The sequence below is a fragment of the Streptomyces sp. NPDC045968 genome (genome assembly GCF_056430475.1).
Window position 1 is genome coordinate 457,087 of record NZ_JBWKLF010000007.1, and the last position, 20,568, is coordinate 477,654.

The following is a 20,568-nucleotide window of genomic DNA, read 5'->3' on the forward strand; positions in this document are numbered from 1 at the left end:
TGCGGTTACAGACCGACCTCGTTCATCAGCATGCCCACCTCGGTGTTGGTGAGCCGACGCAGCCAGCCGGACTTCTGGTCGCCCAGCGGGATGGGCCCGAAGGACGTACGCACGAGCCGCTCGACCGGGAAGCCGGCCTCGTCCAGCATCCGGCGGACGATGTGCTTGCGGCCCTCGTGGAGGGTCACCTCGACCAGGTAGTTCTTGCCGACGTTCTCGACGACCCGGAAGTGGTCGGCGCGGGCGTAGCCGTCCTCCAGCTGGATGCCGTCCTTGAGCTGCTTGCCGAGGTCACGCGGCAGCGGGCCCTGGATGGCGGCCAGGTAGGTCTTCTTCACGCCGTACCTGGGGTGCGTCAGACGGTGGGCCAGCTCGCCGTGGTTGGTGAGCAGGATGATGCCCTCGGTCTCGGTGTCGAGACGGCCGACGTGGAACAGCCGCGTCTCGCGGTTGTTCACGTAGTCACCGAGGTTCTGACGGCCGTCCGGGTCACCCATGGTGGAGACGACACCGGCCGGCTTGTTCAGCGCGAAGAAGAGGTACGACTGGGTCGCGACGGTCAGGCCGTCGACCTTGATCTCGTCCCTCGTCGGGTCGACGCGCTTGCCCTGCTCCAGGACGATCTCGCCGTTGACCTCGACCCTGGCCTGCTCGATGAGCTCCTCGCACGCCCGGCGCGAACCCATGCCGGCGCGGGCGAGGATCTTCTGCAGACGCTCGCCCTCCTGCTCGGCGCCCGGGTTCGTCCTGGGGGTCTTGATCTCGGGCTTGTCCGCGTACCGGTCACGGTTGCGCTGCTCGATCTTGGCGTCGAGCTCGCGCGGACGGGACGGGGCGCCCACACGGCGTCCGCCCTTGGTCACGTGCTGTGCGGCCTTCGGGCCACCCTTGGCTCCGCCGCGTGCCGCCTCGCCGCGCCCCTTGCGGGGGCCTCCGTCGCCGCCCGGCTTGTCGGAGCCCACGTCGTAGCGGCGCTGCTCGGGACGGGGCTTGCGGAGACGCTTCTCCTCCTGCTTGTCGTCGCGCCCGCCACCGGTCCTAGGCTGGGAGCCACGGTCATCGCGCCCACCGCCAGTCCTCGACTGGGAGCCACGGTCATCGCGCCCGCCACCGGTCCTCGGCTGGGAGCCGCGGCCGGCGCCGGCACCCCGGTTGTCCCGGTTGCCGCCGCTCTTGCCGCTGCCGCTGCCGCTTCCGCTGTTCCTGCCACTGCTTCGCATCAAAATTCCGTCTTGTCGTCTGCGTGAGTATCCGGGGTGTCCGGTGCGTCCGGATCGAACGACGGCACACCCTCTAGCGTCTCAGCCTCGATCGCGTCCGCCTCCGGGAGGAAGGGCGCGAGCTCCGGGAGCTCGTCCAGGCCTCGCAGGCCCATACGCTCCAGAAAGTAGTTCGTCGTCCTGTACAGGATCGCACCTGTTTCGGGTTCCGCGCCCGCCTCCTCCACCAGGCCCCTCTGGAGGAGGGTCCGCATCACGCCGTCGCAGTTGACTCCGCGCACCGCGGAGACCCTGGATCGGCTCACCGGCTGGCGGTACGCGACGACCGCGAGGGTCTCCAGAGCCGCCTGGGTGAGGCGTGCGTGCTGGCCGTCCAGGACGAAGCCCTCGACGGCCTCCGCGTACTCCGGGCGGGTGTAGAAGCGCCAGCCGCCCGCGACGAGCCGCAGATCGAATCCACGGCGCTGCACGGTGTACTCGTCGGCCAGTTCCCGCAGAGCGTCCGCCACGGCCCTGCGGGGGCGCTGGAGCACCTTGGCGAGGTGTTCCTCGGTGGCGGGCTCGTCGACGACCATGAGGACCGCCTCCAGGGCGGGCTTGAGGTCGAGGCCGGCGACGGCGGTCCCCTGCCCCTCCTCGTGGCTCTGCTCGCTCATGCCGGTACGTCCTTTGCTTCCTCGTGCGTCTCGTCGATCTCCTGGATCTCCTGGTTCTCCTGTATCTCCTGGTCGAACTCGTCCGTCACGGTGGGAGCGGCGTTCTCGCCGCCGGACCAGCGCACGACGAGCTCACCGAGCGCCTCCTCCTGGTCGAGGGTGACGGCCTTCTCCCGGTACAGCTCCAGCAGCGCGAGGAACCGGGCCACGACCGTGAGAGTGTCCGGTGCGTCGTCGGTGAGGTCGCGGAAGTTCAGCTCGCCCGCCTCGCGCAGCCGTACGACCACGATCTCGGCCTGTTCCCGCACGCTGACCAGCGGAGCGTGGATGTGGTCGGTGTACACCTGCGGCTCGGCCTTCGGCTGCATCGCCTTCACGGCCAGCTTCGCGAAACCCTCGGGGCCGATGCTGATGACGACCTCGGGCAGCAGCTCCGCGTGGTGCGGTTCGAGGCCGACGGTACGGGGATAACGGCGGGCCTCGGCCTCCAGCCTGGTCCGGAAGATCTCGGCGATCTGTTTGTACGCGCGGTACTGCAGCAACCGGGCGAAGAGCAGGTCGCGCGCTTCCAGGAGTGCGAGGTCCGCCTCGTCCTCCACCTCGGCGGTGGGAAGCAGCCTGGCGGCCTTGAGGTCCAGCAGGGTCGCGGCGACCACGAGGAATTCGGTGGTCTGGTCGAGATCCCAGTCCGGGCCCATGGCGCGGATGTACGCCATGAACTCGTCGGTGACCTTGGACAGGGCGACCTCGGTCACATCGAGCTTGTGCTTCGAGATCAGCTGGAGCAGGAGATCGAAGGGCCCCTCGAAGTTCACCAGCCGCACGGTGAACCGCTTGCCGTCGGCCTCGCCGGGCTCCGCCGGGACCGTTTCGCGCGGCGCGTCGGGCACGGGGGCGGGGCCGGGGGCGGTCGCGGGGACGGCTTCGGCCGTCCCGTCCGCGGGGGCCGGTGCCTCCGGCGCGGGAGCCGGTACGGCGGCGTCGGTGTCCCCCGGTGGTCCGGAGGGCGACGGGGCCGACGAGGCCGGCGTGTGCGCGGCGCCCGGCCCGCGGCCGAGGGTCCGGCGGGGCGGGCGGGCGGCGTCGTCGGTCGTCGGCATCGCGGTCCAGGGGTGCGGCGGGGAGAGGGGCGGGCGGTGGCCCGTGCCCGAGGGCCGGGCCACCCGGTCGGCGGCCCTCCCGGGCAGGCTACCGGCGCCGCTCCGCTCAGCGGCCGCGCAGGCGCCGTACGAGGATGCTCGCGTCGCCCCGCGACTCCAGGTCCGCGAGGACCACCGCGACGGCCTCGCGGACGATGCGTCCGCGGTCGACCGCGAGCCCGTGCTCGCCGCGCAGGACGAGCCGGGCGTGTTCGAGGTCCATCAGTTCCTCGGCCGACACATAGACCGTGATCTTCTCGTCGTGGCGCTCGCGGCCGCTGGGCCTGCGGTTCGCACCGCGCCCGCCACCGCGCCTGCGCTGCTGCTGCACGGCGGGGACGGGCTCCTGCGAGGACGCCGGGCGGGGCCCGGACGAACCGGCCGGTGCGGCACGGTCGGCCTCGCCGCCACGGCTGCGCGACTCGTTCCCGTCGGCGTCGGCCGCCGCGTGCTCCTCGCGGGACGGGTCGGCCGAACCGCCCCCCGCTCCTGCCGGTCCCCCGCTCTGTCCCGGCGCGTCCGTCCGGGAGTCGCTCTCCCCGGCCGGCGCCGGCACGCGTGCCTCACCGTTCGCCTTGCGTCGCCGCTCCGCGGGTGAGGAGGCCTGGAGGCCCATTCCCCCGGTCGTACGGAACAGTTCGTCGGCCCCCGGGAGACTCACTCGGCGTGACACCGGGCGAGCACCTCCCTGGCGAGCTGACGGTAGGCGGCCGCACCGACCGAGTTGGAGGCGTACGTGGTGATGGGCTCACCGGCGACCGTGGTCTCCGGGAAGCGCACCGTGCGTCCGATGACCGTGTGGTAGACGTGGTCGTCGAATGCCTCGACGACGCGCGCGAGCACCTCGCGGCTGTGCACCGTGCGGGAGTCGTACATGGTGGCGAGGATGCCGTCGAGCTCCAGTTCCGGGTTGAGCCGCTCCTGGACCTTCTCGATGGTCTCGGTGAGCAGTGCCACACCTCGCAGCGCGAAGAACTCGCACTCGAGCGGCACTATCACCTTGTGAGCCGCCGTCAGGGCGTTCACGGTGAGCAGGCCGAGCGAGGGCTGACAGTCGATCACGATGTAGTCGTAGTCGGCCATCAGCGGCTTGAGGGCGCGCTGCAGGGTGGACTCGCGGGCCACCTCGCTGACCAGCTGCACTTCCGCGGCCGAGAGGTCGATGTTGCTCGGGAGCAGGTCCATGTTGGGCACCGCGGTCTTCAGCAGGACCTCGTCGGCCGACATGCCCCGCTCCATGAGCAGGTTGTAGACGGTGAGGTCGAGCTCCATCGGGTTGACCCCGAGGCCGACCGACAGGGCACCCTGCGGGTCGAAGTCGACGAGCAGGACGCGTCGTCCGTACTCCGCGAGGGCGGCACCCAGGTTGATGGTCGACGTGGTCTTGCCGACGCCGCCCTTCTGGTTGCACATCGCGATGATCTTCGCGGGGCCGTGATCGGTCAGCGGGCCCGGGATCGGGAAGTACGGCAGCGGGCGGCCCGTGGGACCGATCCGCTCGCGGCGCTGGCGTGCGGCGTCGGGTGCGAGCGTGGCCGCGTACTCCGGATCGGGCTCGTACTCGGCATCGGGGTCGTAGAAGTGCCCCTCGGGCACCTCGGCGAAGTCGGCGAAGTGGTCGGACTTGCGACCACTCTCGTTGCCGGCCGTGGCGTTCACGTGTAGGCCGTCCATCGTCTGGGGGGCTGTCGTCATGTGCTGGTGAGTGGCGAAGGTGCGGACAGCGACGGAGCCGACAGCTTCGAGCCCGATCGGGCTCAGACCCCGCGCGGGCATCCCTGGCTGACCACCCCCAGGAGTAAATGTCGACTCATTCACAAGTCGTCTTACCTCCTTGGATGTGACCAGGAAACTTATCGATAGGTCAGCGTGGCACCATGCCGACGATTGGCGACTCTATGGCGTGTCACCGGTCCGCAGCAACACAATCCGCCGGACCCGGCCCGATGTGTCGGCAATCGAACACCCCTCTGTCAAGGGTGCACGGAGAACAAGCCGCACATTTCGCGGGGGCACGAAACGGGTAAAGGGTTACGTTCGAGGCGAGTTGAACGGACACCCCACAGGGCCCCGACATGCCTCCGGCCGGACCTTGCTCGGCAAGGTCCGGCCGGACGCGTGAGGTTGACGGGAGGAGTTGACCCGTCAGCCGAGAAGCGTGTTCAGCTCGACGTGGTCGAGGCCGTGAGCCTCGGCCACCTCGCGGTAAACGACCTGCCCGTCATGGGTGTTGAGCCCCTTGGCGAGCGCGGCGTCACGGCGCAGGGCCTCGACCCAGCCCCGGTTCGCGAGCTCCACGATGTAGGGCAGCGTGGCGTTGGTGAGCGCGTACGTGGAGGTGTTCGGCACGGCGCCCGGCATGTTGGCGACGCAGTAGAAGACCGAGTTGTGGACCGTGAAGATCGGCTCGGCGTGCGTCGTCGGGTGCGAGTCCTCGAAGCAGCCACCCTGATCGATTGCAATGTCGACAAGTACACTTCCGGGCTTCATCTTGGCGACGAGCTCGTTGGTGACCAGCTTCGGGGCCTTCGCTCCGGGGATCAGAACGGCGCCGATGACGAGGTCGGCCTCGACGACGGCCTTCTCCAGTTCGAAGGCGTTGGAGACGACCGTCTGCACCTTGGTGCCGAAGATCTTGTCGGCCTCACGGAGCTTGTTGATGTCACGGTCGAGCAGCGTGACGTGGAAGCCGAGACCGACCGCGATCTGCGTGGCGTTCCAGCCGGAGACACCGCCGCCGATGACGACGGCCTTGCCCGCGGCCGTGCCCGGGACGCCGCCCGGCAGGACACCACGGCCACCGACCGAGCGCATCAGGTGGTAGGCGCCGACCTGCGGGGCCAGCCGGCCCGCGACCTCGGACATCGGGGCGAGCAGCGGCAGCGCGCGGTTGGCGGTCTCGACCGTCTCGTACGCGATGGCCGTGGTGCCCGACTCGAGCAGGGCGTCGGTGCACTCGCGGGAGGCGGCGAGGTGCAGGTAGGTGAAGAGCGTCTGGCCCTTGCGGAGGCGGTGGTACTCCTCGGCGACCGGCTCCTTGACCTTGAGCAGCAGGTCGGCGGCGGCCCAGACCTCGTCGGCCGTGGCCAGGATCTGCGCTCCGGCGGCGATGTACTCCTCGTCCGTGATGGACGAGCCGGCGCCGGCGTTCCGCTCGACCAGGACCTGGTGGCCATGGCGGGCGAGCTCATGCACTCCGGCAGGGGTGATCGCCACCCGGAACTCGTTGTTCTTGACTTCGCGGGGGATGCCGACCTTCACGTCGATCACGGTCCTTGGCTCGGAGGGGGTCCGGGCATAGCGGTGGATACCCGGATACACCCAGCATAAATGGAGACACCGCAGTGACACGCGGCAGGAGCCAGTTTAATGAAGGACTTCGCGCTGTCTAGCCTTACAAAGCATTAACTTTCAGCCGAAGCACTGCGGATTTCGTAGGCAGAACCTTCCTCACCAAGCAATCTGTCGGCAGCACCCCGGTGCAACCTGGCCGCCGCGGGGTCTCCCAGCCGGTCAAGCGTGTCGGCCAGCCTCAGCTGGAGCGCCGCCTGAAGCCGCACGTCCTTCGCCTGCCGCGCCAGCTCCACCGCTTCCCGGCAGGTGTGGAGCGACTCCTGCGGGCGGCCCGCGTACTCCTGCACCCGCGCGGCCTCGCTGAGCGCCCGTGCCTGGGCGGGCAGGTCACCGAGCCTGCGGTACCCGGCCGCGGCGGCCCGCCAGTTCCGCAGGGCCTCGCCGTACCGCCCGGCATAGGTGTGGACCGCGCCGAGGCGCCCGTACAGCCGCGCCTCGTCGGCGCGCTCCCCCTGGGTGAGCCGCTGCGCGAGCGCCCGGCCGTACCAGTCGGAGGCACGGTGGAAGTCGCCGAGCTCGGCGTAGGCCCCGCCTACGGATTCCATCGCGCGACCGGTCGCGTACAGGTCCTTCGCCTCGCGTCCGGCGTCCAGTGCGGCCCGGTAGCGGGTCAGCGCATCCTGCGTACGGCCGGTCCTGGCGTCCAGATCGGCGAGATTCAGCAGAGCGGCGGCCTTCTCGCGCGGCAGATCGCGGCGTTCGGCGACATCCAGGACCAGCTGGTGCAGCCCGTACAGCTCCGGCGCCGCCGCCTCGGTCCCCCGGTGCACGGCCAGCGCCCGTACGAGTGCGGCCACCAGCCTCCTGGCCAGGGTGTCCAGCTCCCCGTCCTCGACGGCGATCCTGGCCGAGGCCAGCAGGGCGGGCTGGCGCATCCGCAGCCATGCGGCGGCCGACTCGGCATGGGAGAACCGCAGGGACCGGGGCAGCCCGGCCAGCTTCCGCTGGGACGGGGAGTCCTCCGGGTCGGTGACCGCCCGGCAGGACTGGAGCCGGCGCACGGTCCGCTCCAGCATCCGGGCCCTGGCCAGCTGGATCTCGGCCGGCCTCTCCCGGTCCTCCAGGAGCGCGCGCAGCATCGGAGCCAGACAGCCGGGCACCTCGTACTGCGGGAGCGCGGCACCGTTCGTACGCAGCAGACCGAGGCCGACGAAGTCGTCCAGCGTCGACTGGGCCGCCGACACGGAACAGCCGGCCAGCGCGGAGGCGGTGTGGGCGTCGGCGAGTCCGGCGGGCGCGAGGGCGAGCAGTCGCAGTATCCGGGCGGCGGCCTGCGGCAGGGACTCGTAGACCAAGCGGAACGCGCGGGCCAGCGGCCGCGCGCCGGTGGGCTGCTCCACGTCGTCCGGCAGCTCGTGCACCTGCTTGGTGACATCGGCCACGGACGCATGGGGATGGGCGGCGAGCCAGCCGCCGACCAGGACCAGTGCGGCGGGCTGCCCGCCGCACTCCTCGGCGAGTGTCTCGGCGGTGCGCGGGTCGACCGTGATGCGGACCTCGCCGATGATCCGGCCGAGCAGCTGCACCGCGGAGCCCGCGTCCAGGCCGCCGATGGTGCAGGGGCGGACGCCGGGGATTCCGGTGAGCGGGCCCGTCGCGGTGGCGACGACCAGGCAGTCCGGGTTGTCGGGCAGGAGCGGGTCGACCTGCTCGGCGTCCACCGCGTCGTCGAGCAGGAGCAGGACACGGCGTACGGCGAGGGCCTCGCGGACCATCTCGGAGAGTTCGTCCTCGTCGGCGCCGGGCGGGCCGGTGACACCGAGCAGGCCGAGGATGTCGCGGGCGGTACGTTCGGTGGGGACCCGGTGGCCGTCCGGGTCGGTGAGCCCCACCCGCAGCACACCGTCGGGATAGTCACCCGAAAGGGCCGGACCGGAACCCGAAGCGGAAGAGGAAGCGGAGCCTGCGAGGCGCCGAGCGAGCTCGGCGGCCAGCGCGCTGCGGCCCGAACCCGGCCGGCCCGCGATCAGCAGCACCCTGGCCCGGGCGCTCCCCCGCCCCGCGAGCGTATCCAGCCCGGCCCGCTCGATATCGGCCCGGAGCTCCTTCAACTCGCGTTCCCGCCCGAAGAATTGGGGTGGGACGGCACCGGACGGCTCCTCGGTCCCCGCTGCTCCGGCCGGGCCGCTGGTGTCCACCGCCTGATCGGTCACGAGCCACGCTCCACTTCGCTGCACGCGGTGCCCGCCGGAACTCCGGTCGGGGCTTACCGAGCGTAGTTCAGGGGTGCGGAAGATCACGGTGGAGCGCGGCGGAGGGGTCCCCCGATCGGATCAGCGTTTCTTACGATCGTCCGACCGGAGGCAAGGGTTCACGGCGAGGAGCGGCGGACGGAGCGTCAGGCCTCGAACGGCCTGGCCGGCCACGGGGCTTCGGCTGGACGCAGTGACTCCAGGCCCTCGCCACCGAGTACGGCGGTGAGCGCGAGGACTCCCACGACCAGACAGTTGTTGTGCAGATCCCCGGCGAGCACACCGCGTACGAGCTCCTGGAGCGGCACCCGCGCCAGCTCCATGTCGGCCTCCTCCTCGGCGACCTCGAAGCGTTCGCCCACCACCTCGGAGAGGTCCCGGGCCAGGAAGATCCGCACGGCTTCGTCGCAGCCGCCCGGAGTGGTGTAGACGTCGGTCAGCACCCGCCAGTCCTCGGCCTTGACGTGCGCCTCCTCGTACAGCTCGCGCTGGGCGGCGTGCAAGGGGTTCTCACCGGGGATGTCGAGCAGCCCGGCCGGGATCTCCCAGAGCTTGTGGCGCACGGGGTGGCGGTACTGCCGCAGAACGAGGACCCGGCCGTCCTCGTCGAGCGCGAGGACGGCGACGGAGCCGGGGTGGACCTGGTAGTCGCGGCGGGCGACGCTGCCGTCGGGCATGACGACGTCGTCGGCCCGGATGCTGGTCTTCTTACCGGTGAAGGGCGTCGCGGTCGCGGTGACCTGCCACTCCTCGGGCGTGTCCTGGAAACCCATGTACGTCCTCCCACGAAAACAGAAACCGGGGTACGCGTCCTTGCGGACCCGTACCCCGGCCAACCGTATCCCGTGCCGGCTACTTGGCCGTCTTGCGCTCCACGGCCGCCTTCACCAGGCCCGCGAAGAGCGGGTGCGGGCGGGTCGGGCGGGACATGAGCTCCGGGTGCGCCTGGGTCGCGACCAGGTAGGGGTGGACGTCGCGCGGGTACTCGACGAACTCGACGAGCTTGTTGTCCGGGGAGGTGCCGGAGAAGACCAGACCGGCCTTCTTCTCCAGCTCCGCGCGGTAGGTGTTGTTGACCTCGTAGCGGTGGCGGTGACGCTCCTCCACGTAGGGCTGGTCGGCGTACGCCTCACGGACGACCGAACCCTCGGCGAGCTTCGCCGGGTAGAGACCGAGGCGCATCGTGCCGCCCAGGTCGCCCGCGCCCTCGACGTACGCCAGCTGCTCCTCCATCGTCGAGATGACGGGGTGGGAGGTGGCGGCGTCGAACTCGGTGGAGTTGGCGTCGGGGATCTCGGCGAGGTTGCGCGCCGCCTCGATCACGATGCACTGGAGGCCGAGGCAGAGGCCGAGCAGCGGCACCTTGTTCTCGCGGGCGTACTGGATGGCGCCGATCTTGCCGTTGACACCGCGGTCGCCGAAGCCGCCGGGGACGCAGATCGCGTCGACGTCGGCGAGCTGCTTCGCGGCGCCGGCCGGGGTCTTGCAGTCGTCGGACGCGACCCACTTGACCTGGACACGGGCCCTGTTCGCGAAACCGCCGGCCCGGATGGCCTCGGTGACGGAGAGGTACGCGTCGGGCAGGTCGATGTACTTGCCGACGAGCGCGACGGTGACCTCGTGGTCGGGGTTGTGGACGCGGTCCAGCAGGTCGTCCCACGTGGTCCAGTCGACATCGCGGAACGGCAGGTCGAGCTTGCGCACGACGTAGGCGTCCAGACCCTCGGTGTGCAGCACCTTGGGGATGTCGTAGATCGAACGGGCGTCCGGGCAGGCCACCACGGCGGTCTCGTCGACGTCGCACATCAGCGAGATCTTGCGCTTGATGGCGGTGGGGACCTCACGGTCGGCGCGCAGGACGATGGCGTCCGGCTGGATACCGATGTTGCGCAGGGCCGCGACCGAGTGCTGGGTGGGCTTGGTCTTCAGCTCGCCGGACGGCCCGATGTAGGGCAGCAGCGAGATGTGGACCACGAAGACGTTGTCCCGGCCGACCTCGTGGCGGACCTGGCGGACGGTCTCCAGGAACGGCAGCGACTCGATGTCGCCGACCGTGCCGCCGACCTCGGTGATGACGACGTCGACGTCGTCGGTCGCCATGCGGCGGATGCGGTGCTTGATCTCGTTGGTGATGTGCGGGATGACCTGGACGGTGTCGCCCAGGTACTCACCGCGGCGCTCCTTGGCGATGACCGTGTTGTAGACCTGGCCGGTGGTGACGTTGGCCGAGCCGTCGAGGTCGACGTCGAGGAAACGCTCGTAGTGGCCGATGTCCAGGTCGGTCTCGGCGCCGTCGTTGGTGACGAACACCTCTCCGTGCTGGAAGGGGTTCATCGTGCCCGGGTCGACATTGAGGTAGGGGTCGAGCTTCTGCATGGTGACCCGCAGGCCCCGTGCCTTGAGCAGGGCACCCAGGCTGGAGGCAGTCAGACCCTTGCCGAGGGAGGAGGCGACACCCCCGGTGACGAAGATGTGCTTGGTCGTCGTGGATGTGGGCTGCATAGCCAAAGGGGGCTCCCGTGGTCGCGATCGTGAGGTGCGTACCGGCGTGCCGTACCGGGGATTCCGGAGGTGCCGTCGCTGCGGTTCGGGGGCCTCGTCCACTGTCGGGAACGACCACCGGTCCACGGGCTACCAGGGTAACAGCGACCGCGAGAGGCTGCTTCCGGCCACACTCCGTCACACGGGCCACACAGGATGACCGCACTCGTTTCACGTCCCACCCGTTCGGCGCAGCGGCGTTGTCAAGACGGTCGCGCGGATCATCCTTTTGCGTCGTATCCTGCTCGGACACTCGCTGCCGAGTTGGCCGGCCAGCGGCACCACCCCCGCCCGCACGGCCGGTGCGAGATCTCGTCGGTTCTTCTACAAGACCCTTGACCCGCAGTAAGCGCCCCTCGGGGCGACATGGCCGTTCGACTGGAGACGCACGTGGCCGGGCGCATCGAGGATTACGCACTCATCGGAGACATGCAGACCGCTGCCCTGGTCTGCCGGGACGGCACAGCCGACTGGCTGTGCCTGCCCCGCTTCGATTCACACGCCGTCTTCGCAGGACTGCTGGGCACCGAGGAGCACGGCTTCTGGCGTCTGGCTCCGACGACCGGCTCGGAGACACCACCGCCTTACGCGGACCGTCGCCGCTACCGAGGGGATTCCCTCATCCTGGAATCGGAGTGGGACACGCCGCGCGGCACCGTCCGCGTGACCGATTTCATGCCGCCGCGTGACGGTGCGCCGCAGCTGATCCGCATCGTGGAGGGCGTGAGCGGCCGTGTGCCGATGCGCTCGGAACTGCGCATGCGGTTCAGCTACGGACGGGTCACGCCCTGGGTGCACAAGGTCGACGGCCGTACCGTCGCCGTCGCCGGTCCCGACTCGGTCTGGCTGGACACTCCGGCCGAGACCTACGGAAAGAACCTGACGACGTACTCCGACTTCACCGTCGGGCCGGGTGACCGGGTCGCGCTCACGATCAGCTGGCAGCCCTCGCACCGCGAGCCCCCCGCCCTCCCCGACCCGGAAGGGTCCCTGGAGGCGACGGAGCAGTTCTGGCGCGAGTGGGTCGACCAGTGCACGTACCACGGGCCCTACCGGGAGGCCGTGGTCCGCTCCCTGATCACCCTCAAGGCCCTGACGTACGCGCCCACGGGCGGCATCGTGGCGGCCCCGACGACCTCCCTGCCGGAGGAGATCGGGGGCGTACGCAACTGGGACTACCGCTACACCTGGCTGCGTGACGCGGCGATCACCCTGTCCTCGCTGCTGCGCACCGGCTACCGCGAGGAGGCCCGGGCCTGGCGCGAATGGCTGCTGCGGGCCGTCGCCGGAGACCCGGAGAACCTCCAGATCATGTACGGGATCGCGGGCGAACGGGAGCTGGGCGAGGCGGAGCTGGACTGGCTGCCCGGCTACGAGAACTCCGGCCCGGTCCGCGTCGGCAACGGCGCGGCGGGGCAGCTCCAGCTCGATGTGTACGGCGAGGTCACCGAGGCGCTGCACCTGGCGCACATGACCGGCCTGACCCGCAACGACTACGCGATGGGCCTCCAGCTCAAGCTGATCGAGTACCTGGAGAAGCACTGGGACGAGCCGGACGAGGGCATCTGGGAGGTACGCGGCCCGCGCCGCCACTTCGTGCACTCCAAGGTGATGGCCTGGGTAGCGGTCGACCGCACCATCAAGCTGATCGAGTCCGGCGACGCGGAGGGACCGCTGGAGCGCTGGCGCGAGCTGCGCGACGACATCCACCGCGATGTCTGCGACCGGGGTTACGACGCGGAACGCAACACCTTCACGCAGTCCTACGGCTCGAAGGAGCTGGACGCGTCGCTGCTGCTGATTCCGCAGATGGGCTTCCTGCCGCCGGACGACAAACGGGTCATCGGCACGATCGAGGCGATCCAGCGGGAGCTGTCCACGGAGGACGGTTTCGTGCTCCGCTATCCGACCTCGGGCGAGAACGCGGGCGTGGACGGCCTGGAGGGCGACGAGGGCGCGTTCCTGGCGTGTTCGTTCTGGCTCGCGGACGACCTCGCCATGATCGGGCGGGTCGACGAGGCCCGCCGGCTCTTCGAGAAGCTGCTCGCGCTCCGCAACGACCTGGGGCTGCTCGCGGAGGAGTGGGACCCCCGGCTGCAACGTCAGGTGGGCAACTTCCCGCAGGCGTTCAGTCACGTGCCGCTGATCGACACGGCCCTTCGGCTGACGGCGAGCGGGGCGTACGTCGGCTGAGCGCACGGCGCCGTCTCTGCGAGTACGGAATGCCCCGGCCGCCGCCAAAAGGCGCGGCCGGGGCATATCGCTGCCGAACGCAATTATTAATCAGTGATTTCCTCACCTCAGGTAAGGCTGGCGTATTTACGCCAACCAATCCGGGAACCTTGAGGGTCAACTGACGCATTGCTTAACTGTGGACCGTGCGTCGCACGAGGCGAACACCGGCCACAAAAGGAAGCACCATGCGAAGATTGACGGTCCTGTCCGCCGTTTGCGGAATCCTTCTGCTCGGCATTTCCGCACCTCAGGCATCTGCGGCCGAAGCCGGAGCGCTGGGTGCTTACGGATGCCCCGGGAACCTCGTCGACACGTACGACGTGAGGACCGGCGGCGGCGTGAAGTACGGCGAGATACAGCTTTACTACAGCACGGCGGACGGCGGAACCAACTGCGCCGTCACTGTCGACACGCGCTTCAGTCACAGCGTCAGGAAGGACATCCTGGTGTCCATCTGGAAATGCCAGTCCGGTGTGTCGGCAGGCTATGACTGCAATTACAACGGCGCAGCGGGGCAGACGGACAGCGGTAGTTATTATTCCTACGCCGGTCCCCGCTCATGGACCGGGATGGCCAATCGCTGTGTGCAGCTGGCGGGCTGGGTCGAGGACCCCTCCAGCAATTACAGCCTGGCGCACACCGAGACAAAAGCGGTCCACTGCTGACCGCTCGATTCCGCAGGCACGGTGCGGTGGCAGGACAGACGCCGAAGGGCCGGTACGAGCAAGCGGTCATACGCTTGGACTGTCCTGTCACGCCTCCGGAAGGGGGCCCGCGATGGCGCCCCGCAGCACAGCCGAAGCCCACCTCACCGGCTTTCGTGAGGATTTCGCGGGAGATGTGCTCACGCCCGCCGACGCCGGCTACGACGAGGCCCGCACCGTCTTCAACGCCATGATCGACCGGCACCCCTCCGTCATCGCCCAGTGCGAGTCCCCCGCCGATGTGGCGCACGCCGTGCGTTTCGCCACCGCACACGGCCTGGAGATCGCTGTGCGCGGTGGCGGCCACGGCGTGGCCGGCATGGCGTTGAGCGAAGGCGGCCTCGTCGTGGACCTGCGCCGCATGAACGAAGTGACGGTCGACCCCGCTTCCCGCGCGGCACACGTCGGTGGCGGCGCCGTCATGGGCGACCTGGACCGGGCCACCCAGCCGTACGCCCTGGCGACGACCGGCGGCCGGGTCTCCACCACCGGTGTCGGAGGCTTCACTCTCGGCGGCGGTTCCGGGTGGCTGGAGCGGAAGTTCGGCCTCGCCTGCGACAACCTGCTGGGCGCCGACCTGGTCACCGCCGACGGCGAGACGGTGCACGCGAGCGCGGACGAGAACCCCGACCTGTTCTGGGCCCTGCACGGCGGCGGCGGCAACTTCGGCGTCGCCACCTCCCTCACCCTCGAACTGCACGACCTGCCGGCGATGAGCATGGCCCTGCTGCTCCACCGGCCGGAGGGCGGCCCCCGCGCGGTGGAGACGTTCCGCGACGTGATGGAGTCGGCGCCGGACGAGGCGGGCGGCGGCTGCCTCTACCTGACCGCGCCGCCGGAGGACTTCGTACCGGAGCATCTGGTCGGCACACTGGTCTGCTTGACGCTGATCACCTGCGCGGGGCCGGAGGAGCAGGTCCGCTCCGTGGCCGCCCCGCTGCTCGCGCTCGGGCCCGAGGCGGAGGTCGTCGCCGAACTGCCGTACGCGGATCTCCAGTGCATGCTGGACGACCCGCCCGGCAAGCGGAACTACTGGTCCGCCGAGTACCTGGAGAGCCTCCCGGACGCGGCGGTGAGCGCGTTCTGCGCCCGCGCTTCGGACATTCCGATGCCCTCGGCGACCCAGCACGTGTTGTTCCCGATGGGCGGTGCGGTGGCCAGGAACACCGCCGGATACCCGCTGCCGTGGCGCTCCGCCCCCTGGGCGGTCCATCCCTTCGGCGTGTGGGACAGCCCGTCCGACGACGCGCGGGCCAGACAGTGGGTACGCGACGTACGCGCCGCCATGCGCCCCTGGTCCGGTGGCGCCGTGTACCTGAACTTCATCGGGAACGAGGGAGCGGACCGGGTCGTCGAGGGCGTCGGCGCCCAGAACTACGCGCGGCTGGCAGAGGTCAAGGCCCGGTACGACCCCGGCAACGCGTTCCGCCTCAACCACAACATCCAGCCGGCCTCACCGGTGTGAGGCACGGCACACCGGCAGAGCGGCGGGCAAACCGGCCGTGCGCGCGACGAGTTGTCCAGCCTGTGTGCACCCCGCTGCCGGACGGGCCGCCGCGTCGATGTTCAGGGCCCCCTTATGCCGGTAGCTTCCTGGTCAGGACGACAGCCCGTCGGACCCGAGTGGAAGCGTGAGGCCGCAGTCAGTGGAGACCCAAGGCGGAATAACCGTCCAGCGCGCGCTGGAGCTCCCCGGGCTGCGCGGCGGGCTACCAGAGGTCGTGGCCGGCGCGGACCGGCTGAACCGTACGGTGCGCTGGGTGCACGCGGGCGAGGTGCCCAACATCGCGTCGCTCCTCAAGGGCGGCGAGCTGCTGCTCACCACCGGCCTGGGGCTCGGAACCCGCCCCGCCGAGCAGCGGGCCTTCGTCCGCCGTCTCGCCGACCGCGGGATAGCCGCGCTCGTCGTGGAGCTCGGGCCGCGTTTCAGCCGCCTTCCCGCGTCCATCGTGGACGCCGCGCGGGCCGCCGGGCTGCCGCTCGTGCAGCTGCACCGCGAGGTGCCGTTCGTGGCGGTGACCGAGGAGGTCCACACCGAGATCGTCAACGGGCACTACGCGCTGCTCCAGCAGGCCGAGGAGGTGCACAGGCGCTGCACCCACGCCCTGCTGGGCGGTGGCGGGGTCCCGCAGGTGCTCGGCATCCTCGCGGACTTCACCGCCAACCCGGTCTTCCTGGAGACCGCCGACGGCCAGTTGCTGTACGCGGCGGGCACCGGGACCCGGCCGGGGAGCGCGGACCCGCTCCAGGTCTGGGACGGGATGCGCGGTGGGCGGGCGGCCCGCGAGGCCCCGCCCACCGGTGCGCTGCTGGTGGACGTGCCGGGCGGTGGCGCGGGGGCCGGCTCGGTGCGGGCCAGGCTGGTGCTGCTGGCCGTGGACGGGCCACTGGTGCCCGTGCACCGGATGGCGGCCGACCGGGCCGCGGGCCTCATCGCCGTCGTCCTGATGCAGGCGCGCCAGGAGGAGGAGCTGGCGGCGCGCGGCCGGGGAGACTTCCTCACCGACCTCGCCGAGGGCCGGATCACCGCCGAGGACGCGCCCGCCCAGGCCAAGGTCCTCGGTTTCAAGCCGGGCGAGGCTCCGCTGCTGCCCGTGGTGATGCGACTGGCACCGGAACTCTCCCCCTCGGGCAACTGGGCGCTCCTCGCCCGCGCCGTCCTGGAGGAGCTGTCATCGGTCGGCGTGCCCGTGCTGCTCGGTGTCCGGCCGGTGGAAGGCAGGGTTCCGTTGCTGCTGGGGCTGCGTTCGGAGACCGAGCGCACGGCGGTGGCCGACCGGGTCGCGGCGGCGCTGCGGGCGGGCGTGGCACGCGCCGGCCTGGAGCGCGCCGGATCGCATCCGCCGGTCGTCGTGGTCGGTGTGGCGGGCGGCTGGGCGGCGGCCGGAGCAGGGCTGCGCCACGCGGCGGAGACGGCAGCCGCGGCGCAGGGTCTCAGCGACCGTCCGTGGTACGACGCCCGGCGCCTCGATATCGATCTGCTGCTGTGGCGGCTGAGGGACCATCCGGATCTGGCGGCCTTCGTGGACCGGGCGATCGGCCCGCTGCGTGATCACGACCGCACCTCGCGGCCCCCGCTCCTGCCCACCCTGGAGGCCTACCTCGCCCATGCGGGCCGCAAGGCGGAGACCGCCCGCGAACTGCATCTGAACCGGCAGACGCTCTACAACAGGCTGGCCCGCATCGGTGAGCTGCTGGGCACCGATCTGGACGATCCGCAGACGGTGCTGGCGCTGAGCCTCGCCCTGCGCGCCCGCCGCCACGCCTCGTAACACCCCGCCCCGGTCCGCGAGTCAGTGCGGGCGGAGCAGCTGCGGCTGGGCCACCTCGTCGTACACGGACAGCACGTGCGCGATCGTGTCGTCCTCGGTCGGCCAGCCGGCTGCCTGTACGGGCCCCGCGGCCGCGAGCCGTTCCCGCTGCTCCGGGTCGCCGAGCAGCCGGGTCACCGCGCGGGCGAGCGCTTCGGCGTTCCCGTACGGGACCAGCTCGGCGGCGTCACCCACGAGTTCGGGTACACCGCCGACCTCGGTGGCGACCAGCGGAACACCGAGCCGCAACGCCTCCTGGGCCAGGAGCGACCGGGCCTCCCAGCGGCTGGACAGGATCGCCACATCGGCTGCCGCGAGGAGCTCACCGACGTCCTCCCGGCAGCCGATCAGGACGACGGGCAGCTGCTCGTCCCTGATCCGGCGTTGCAGGGCCGCCCTGCACGGCCCCTCCCCCGCGATGATCAGCAGGGGTACGGGGTCGAGTTCACGCCACATGCGTGCGGCGTCCAGCAGCGTGTCGTATCCGTGGGCCGGCACGAGGCTGCCCACGGACATCAGCAACGGCCTGTCCACCGCGCCCAGTTCGGCCCGCGCCTTGCCGTCGTGCAGGCTGACAGGGAACCGGGCGAGCGGTACCGCGACCGGCGCGAGCCTGGCGTCGCGCGCACCGCACCTGCGGGCCCGGTCGACCAGATCCGACGACGTACCGAGGACAACGGCCGCCGCACGGGCGGCCCTTCGCTCCAGCAGACGCACCAGCCGGCGCCGGGCGCCTTCGGCGTGGGACCGGGTGTGCCAGGTCAGGACCAGCGGGGTGCGCCGTCCGCTGAGCGCGAGCCCGGCGCGTACCGCCGCGTGCAGTCCATGGGCGTGCACGACGTCGGCGTCCGCGCAGGCGGCACGCAGCGCCGCGACGGCGGAGGGGTCACTGCGCCGGGGAACCGGTGCGAAGTGCGCTCCGGTGGCGGGGAAGTCGTAGGCGCGGTCCAGCTCGGCCGGTGCGCAGACCGTGACCCGCACGCCCCTGGCCACGAGCCCCGCGGACAGCGAGCTGACATGCGCGCTGCTGCCCGCACTGCCCCCGCCCAGGACTTGGACCGTATGCAGCTGTGACACGTTGGATGGCTCCCGGGGCTCCCGAGTCGGCGGTACGTACAGCGCCAAGGATGCCAGTCCGTACGCACGTTCCGGGACCGCCGGGACCTTGTTGCCGTGCGCCTGGTGACAACGAGCCGTACCACCCCACCCGAACGGGTGAGACGGCTGGCGCGCCCTTGCCACCCGGGCACCGGAGGCCGGGCCCGGCGGGCAGCCCGCCGGCGCCCGTACCGGGGCCGTACGACCGCCCGGGCGCGGTGGCCCGGCGAGTCGGCGGCCGGGGTCCCGGCCCCCGTCCCCGTCCTCGTACCCGCCCTACCTGTCCGCCCGTGCCGAGGCCAGCAGCTCCTCCGCGTGGGCGCGGGCGGTCTCCGAGTCCTCCTGGCCGGCGAGCATCCGCGAGAGCTCCCGGACCCTGTCCTCGCCCTCCAGGACCGTGACGCCACTCCTCGTCACGGAACCGTCGACCGTCTTCTCGACCAGCAGTTGCCGGTCCGCGAACGCGGCCACCTGGGGGAGATGGGTCACGACCACGACCTGCGCGGACCGGGCGAGCTTCGCCAGGCGCCGGCCGACCTCGACGGCGGCCTTACCGCCGACTCCCGCGTCGACCTCGTCGAAGAGGTACGTCGGCACCGGGGCGGACCCCGCGAACACCACCTCGACGGCCAGCATCACGCGGGACAGCTCACCGCCCGAAGCGCCCTTGGCGATCGGCCGCGGCTGGGCTCCGGGGTGCGGCGCCAGCAGCAGTTCGACCTCGTCGGCGCCGGAGGGACCGTAGAGGACGCTCCGGCCACCGATGTCGATGCCGGACGCCTCGTCCGGCGCCTCGGTCTGCCTGATCGCGAACGAGACCCTGGCGTGGGGCATCGCGAGCTCCGCCAGCTCCTCGGTCACGGCCTCGGCGAAACGCTCCGCCGCCTCCGTACGCGCGTCGGTCAACGCCTGTCCGAGTCCGGAGAGTTCGCCCCGCAGCGCGTCGCGCTCCGCCGTGAGCTCGCCGATCCGGTCGTCGTCGCCCTCCAGCTCGGTGAGCCGGGCGGCTCCGTCCTCGGCCCAGGCCAGCACCGCGGCGATGTCCTCGCCGTATTTGCGGGTGAGCGTACCGAGCGCCGCGCGCCGTTCCTCGACCGCGGCGAGCCGCAGCGGATCGGATTCCAGCTGGTCGGCGTATCCGGCCAGCTCCCCGGCCACGTCGGCCAGCAGGATGGAGATCTCTCCGATCCGGTCCGCGAGCCCGGCCAGCGCCGGATCGTGGGCCCGGACGGCCTCCAGGGACCGGCCGGCGGCCGCGACCACCGTCGTGGCGTCGACGCCTTCCTGGTCCTCCGGATCGCCCGCGAGCGCTCCGTGGGCGAGGGCCGCGGCGGAGGCGAGCGCGTCGGCGTGACCGAGCCGTTCCGCCTCCGCGGCCAGTTCGACGTCCTCGCCCGGCCGCGGTTCGACGGAGGCGACCTCGTTGAGACCGAAGCGCAGCAGGTCCGCTTCCTGGGCCCGTTCGCGGGCGCGCGTGGTCAGCTCGTCGAGCTCGGCGGCGACCGCGCGCAGCCGCCGGTAGGCGGACGCGTACGTGGTACGGGGCACGTCCACGGCGTCACCCGCGTACCGGTCGAGTGCCTGACGCTGCCGGGCGGGCTTCAGGAGCCCCTGCTGATCGGTCTGTCCGTGTACGGCGACGAGTTCGTCGGCGAGCTCGGCCAGCACCCCGACGGGCACGGACCTCCCGCCGAGATGAGCGCGGGAACGCCCCTCGGCCGAAACGGTACGGCTGATGAGCAGGGCGCCGTCGTCGAGCTCGGCCCCGGCCTCCTCGGCGCGCAGCGCCGCCGCGTCGCCCTCGGAGACCGTGATCCGCCCCTCGACGACCGCGGCCTTGGCCCCGACCCGCACGAGGGCGGGGTCGGCACGCCCTCCGAGCAGCAGCCCCAGACTGGTGACGACCATGGTCTTGCCCGCGCCGGTCTCGCCCGTCACCGCGGTGAAACCGGGTGACAGCTCCACCACCGCGTCGTCGATGACTCCGAGCGACCGTATCCGCATCTCCTCCAACACGGACACGACCTTACGAGGTCCGGACCCCGGTATGCGACGGGGCCCGGTCCCCGGTTCACTCTCCGGTGCGCGGGACGGTGACGATGCCGGGCATCCGGCCGA

General features: G+C 71.2%; 15 protein-coding genes. 4 read left to right on the top strand and 11 right to left on the bottom strand.

Annotation, left to right across the window (positions count from 1 at the left end; genetic code table 11):
- Positions 1–5: 5 nt before the first annotated feature.
- The 9 genes from AC07FA_RS22620 to AC07FA_RS22660 all read right to left on the bottom strand — a co-directional run bounded on the left by AC07FA_RS22620 (position 6) and on the right by AC07FA_RS22660 (position 11,063).
- On the bottom strand, positions 6–1,220 hold the full coding sequence (locus AC07FA_RS22620) for a pseudouridine synthase (protein ID WP_479077753.1): 1,215 nt from the start codon (positions 1,218–1,220) through the stop codon (positions 6–8).
- A complete protein-coding gene (scpB, locus tag AC07FA_RS22625; RefSeq protein ID WP_479077755.1) occupies positions 1,220–1,876 on the bottom strand; it encodes an SMC-Scp complex subunit ScpB in 657 nt (218 codons plus the stop codon). The genes AC07FA_RS22620 and scpB overlap by 1 nt, the downstream gene beginning before the upstream one ends.
- Complete coding sequence (locus tag AC07FA_RS22630) at positions 1,873–2,976, bottom strand: segregation and condensation protein A (protein ID WP_479077757.1); 1,104 nt, start codon at positions 2,974–2,976, stop codon at positions 1,873–1,875. Before AC07FA_RS22630 ends, scpB begins: the two co-directional genes overlap by 4 nt.
- A gap of 106 nt (positions 2,977–3,082) precedes the next feature.
- Positions 3,083–3,676, bottom strand: coding sequence for a hypothetical protein (locus tag AC07FA_RS22635; protein ID WP_479077798.1), 594 nt, complete (start codon positions 3,674–3,676; stop codon positions 3,083–3,085).
- The gene (locus AC07FA_RS22640; protein ID WP_479077758.1) at positions 3,673–4,791 is read right to left on the bottom strand and encodes a ParA family protein; all 1,119 of its coding nucleotides are present in this window, start codon (positions 4,789–4,791) and stop codon (positions 3,673–3,675) included. The genes AC07FA_RS22635 and AC07FA_RS22640 overlap by 4 nt, the downstream gene beginning before the upstream one ends.
- 369 nt (positions 4,792–5,160) lie before the next feature.
- A complete protein-coding gene (gene ald, locus AC07FA_RS22645) occupies positions 5,161–6,276 on the bottom strand; it encodes an alanine dehydrogenase (protein ID WP_479077799.1) in 1,116 nt (371 codons plus the stop codon).
- A gap of 143 nt (positions 6,277–6,419) precedes the next feature.
- A complete protein-coding gene (locus AC07FA_RS22650) occupies positions 6,420–8,522 on the bottom strand; it encodes a tetratricopeptide repeat protein (RefSeq protein ID WP_479077759.1) in 2,103 nt (700 codons plus the stop codon).
- Positions 8,523–8,707: 185 nt separating this feature from the next.
- Positions 8,708–9,334, bottom strand: coding sequence for an NUDIX domain-containing protein (locus tag AC07FA_RS22655; protein WP_479077761.1), 627 nt, complete (start codon positions 9,332–9,334; stop codon positions 8,708–8,710).
- A gap of 79 nt (positions 9,335–9,413) precedes the next feature.
- Entirely contained in the window at positions 9,414–11,063 is a 1,650-nt protein-coding gene (locus AC07FA_RS22660; protein ID WP_479077763.1) for a CTP synthase, read from the bottom strand.
- A 429-nt stretch (positions 11,064–11,492) separates the two neighbouring features.
- Between AC07FA_RS22660 and AC07FA_RS22665 the strand changes: the two genes are divergently transcribed.
- The 4 genes from AC07FA_RS22665 (at position 11,493) to AC07FA_RS22680 (ending at position 17,313) form a co-directional block, all read left to right on the top strand.
- Positions 11,493–13,295, top strand: coding sequence for a glycoside hydrolase family 15 protein (locus AC07FA_RS22665; protein WP_479077800.1), 1,803 nt, complete (start codon positions 11,493–11,495; stop codon positions 13,293–13,295).
- A gap of 227 nt (positions 13,296–13,522) precedes the next feature.
- The gene (locus AC07FA_RS22670; RefSeq protein WP_479077764.1) at positions 13,523–14,002 is read left to right on the top strand and encodes a hypothetical protein; all 480 of its coding nucleotides are present in this window, start codon (positions 13,523–13,525) and stop codon (positions 14,000–14,002) included.
- A 112-nt stretch (positions 14,003–14,114) separates the two neighbouring features.
- Positions 14,115–15,506: an FAD-binding oxidoreductase gene (locus tag AC07FA_RS22675; RefSeq protein WP_479077765.1), complete on the top strand. Its 1,392-nt coding sequence runs from the start codon at positions 14,115–14,117 to the stop codon at positions 15,504–15,506.
- A gap of 181 nt (positions 15,507–15,687) precedes the next feature.
- Entirely contained in the window at positions 15,688–17,313 is a 1,626-nt protein-coding gene (locus AC07FA_RS22680) for a PucR family transcriptional regulator (protein WP_479077801.1), read from the top strand.
- A 21-nt stretch (positions 17,314–17,334) separates the two neighbouring features.
- On the opposite strand, the gene AC07FA_RS22685 is transcribed toward AC07FA_RS22680, so the two are convergent.
- Complete coding sequence (locus AC07FA_RS22685; protein WP_479077766.1) at positions 17,335–18,429, bottom strand: glycosyltransferase family 4 protein; 1,095 nt, start codon at positions 18,427–18,429, stop codon at positions 17,335–17,337.
- 297 nt (positions 18,430–18,726) lie between these two features.
- A complete protein-coding gene (recN, locus tag AC07FA_RS22690; protein ID WP_479077767.1) occupies positions 18,727–20,472 on the bottom strand; it encodes a DNA repair protein RecN in 1,746 nt (581 codons plus the stop codon).
- Positions 20,473–20,568: the final 96 nt, after the last annotated feature.

Bases quoted from the DNA above. Each gene is read 5' to 3' on its own strand.
- AC07FA_RS22670 (WP_479077764.1), top strand. From the start codon at position 13,523: ATGCGAAGATTGACGGTCCTGTCCGCCGTTTGCGGAATCCTTCTGCTC.
- AC07FA_RS22675 (WP_479077765.1), top strand. From the start codon at position 14,115: ATGGCGCCCCGCAGCACAGCCGAAGCCCACCTCACCGGCTTTCGTGAG.
- AC07FA_RS22640 (WP_479077758.1), bottom strand. From the start codon at position 4,791: ATGCCCGCGCGGGGTCTGAGCCCGATCGGGCTCGAAGCTGTCGGCTCC.
- scpB (WP_479077755.1), bottom strand. From the start codon at position 1,876: ATGAGCGAGCAGAGCCACGAGGAGGGGCAGGGGACCGCCGTCGCCGGC.
- AC07FA_RS22630 (WP_479077757.1), bottom strand. From the start codon at position 2,976: ATGCCGACGACCGACGACGCCGCCCGCCCGCCCCGCCGGACCCTCGGC.
- AC07FA_RS22655 (WP_479077761.1), bottom strand. From the start codon at position 9,334: ATGGGTTTCCAGGACACGCCCGAGGAGTGGCAGGTCACCGCGACCGCG.
- AC07FA_RS22620 (WP_479077753.1), bottom strand. From the start codon at position 1,220: ATGCGAAGCAGTGGCAGGAACAGCGGAAGCGGCAGCGGCAGCGGCAAG.
- AC07FA_RS22660 (WP_479077763.1), bottom strand. From the start codon at position 11,063: ATGCAGCCCACATCCACGACGACCAAGCACATCTTCGTCACCGGGGGT.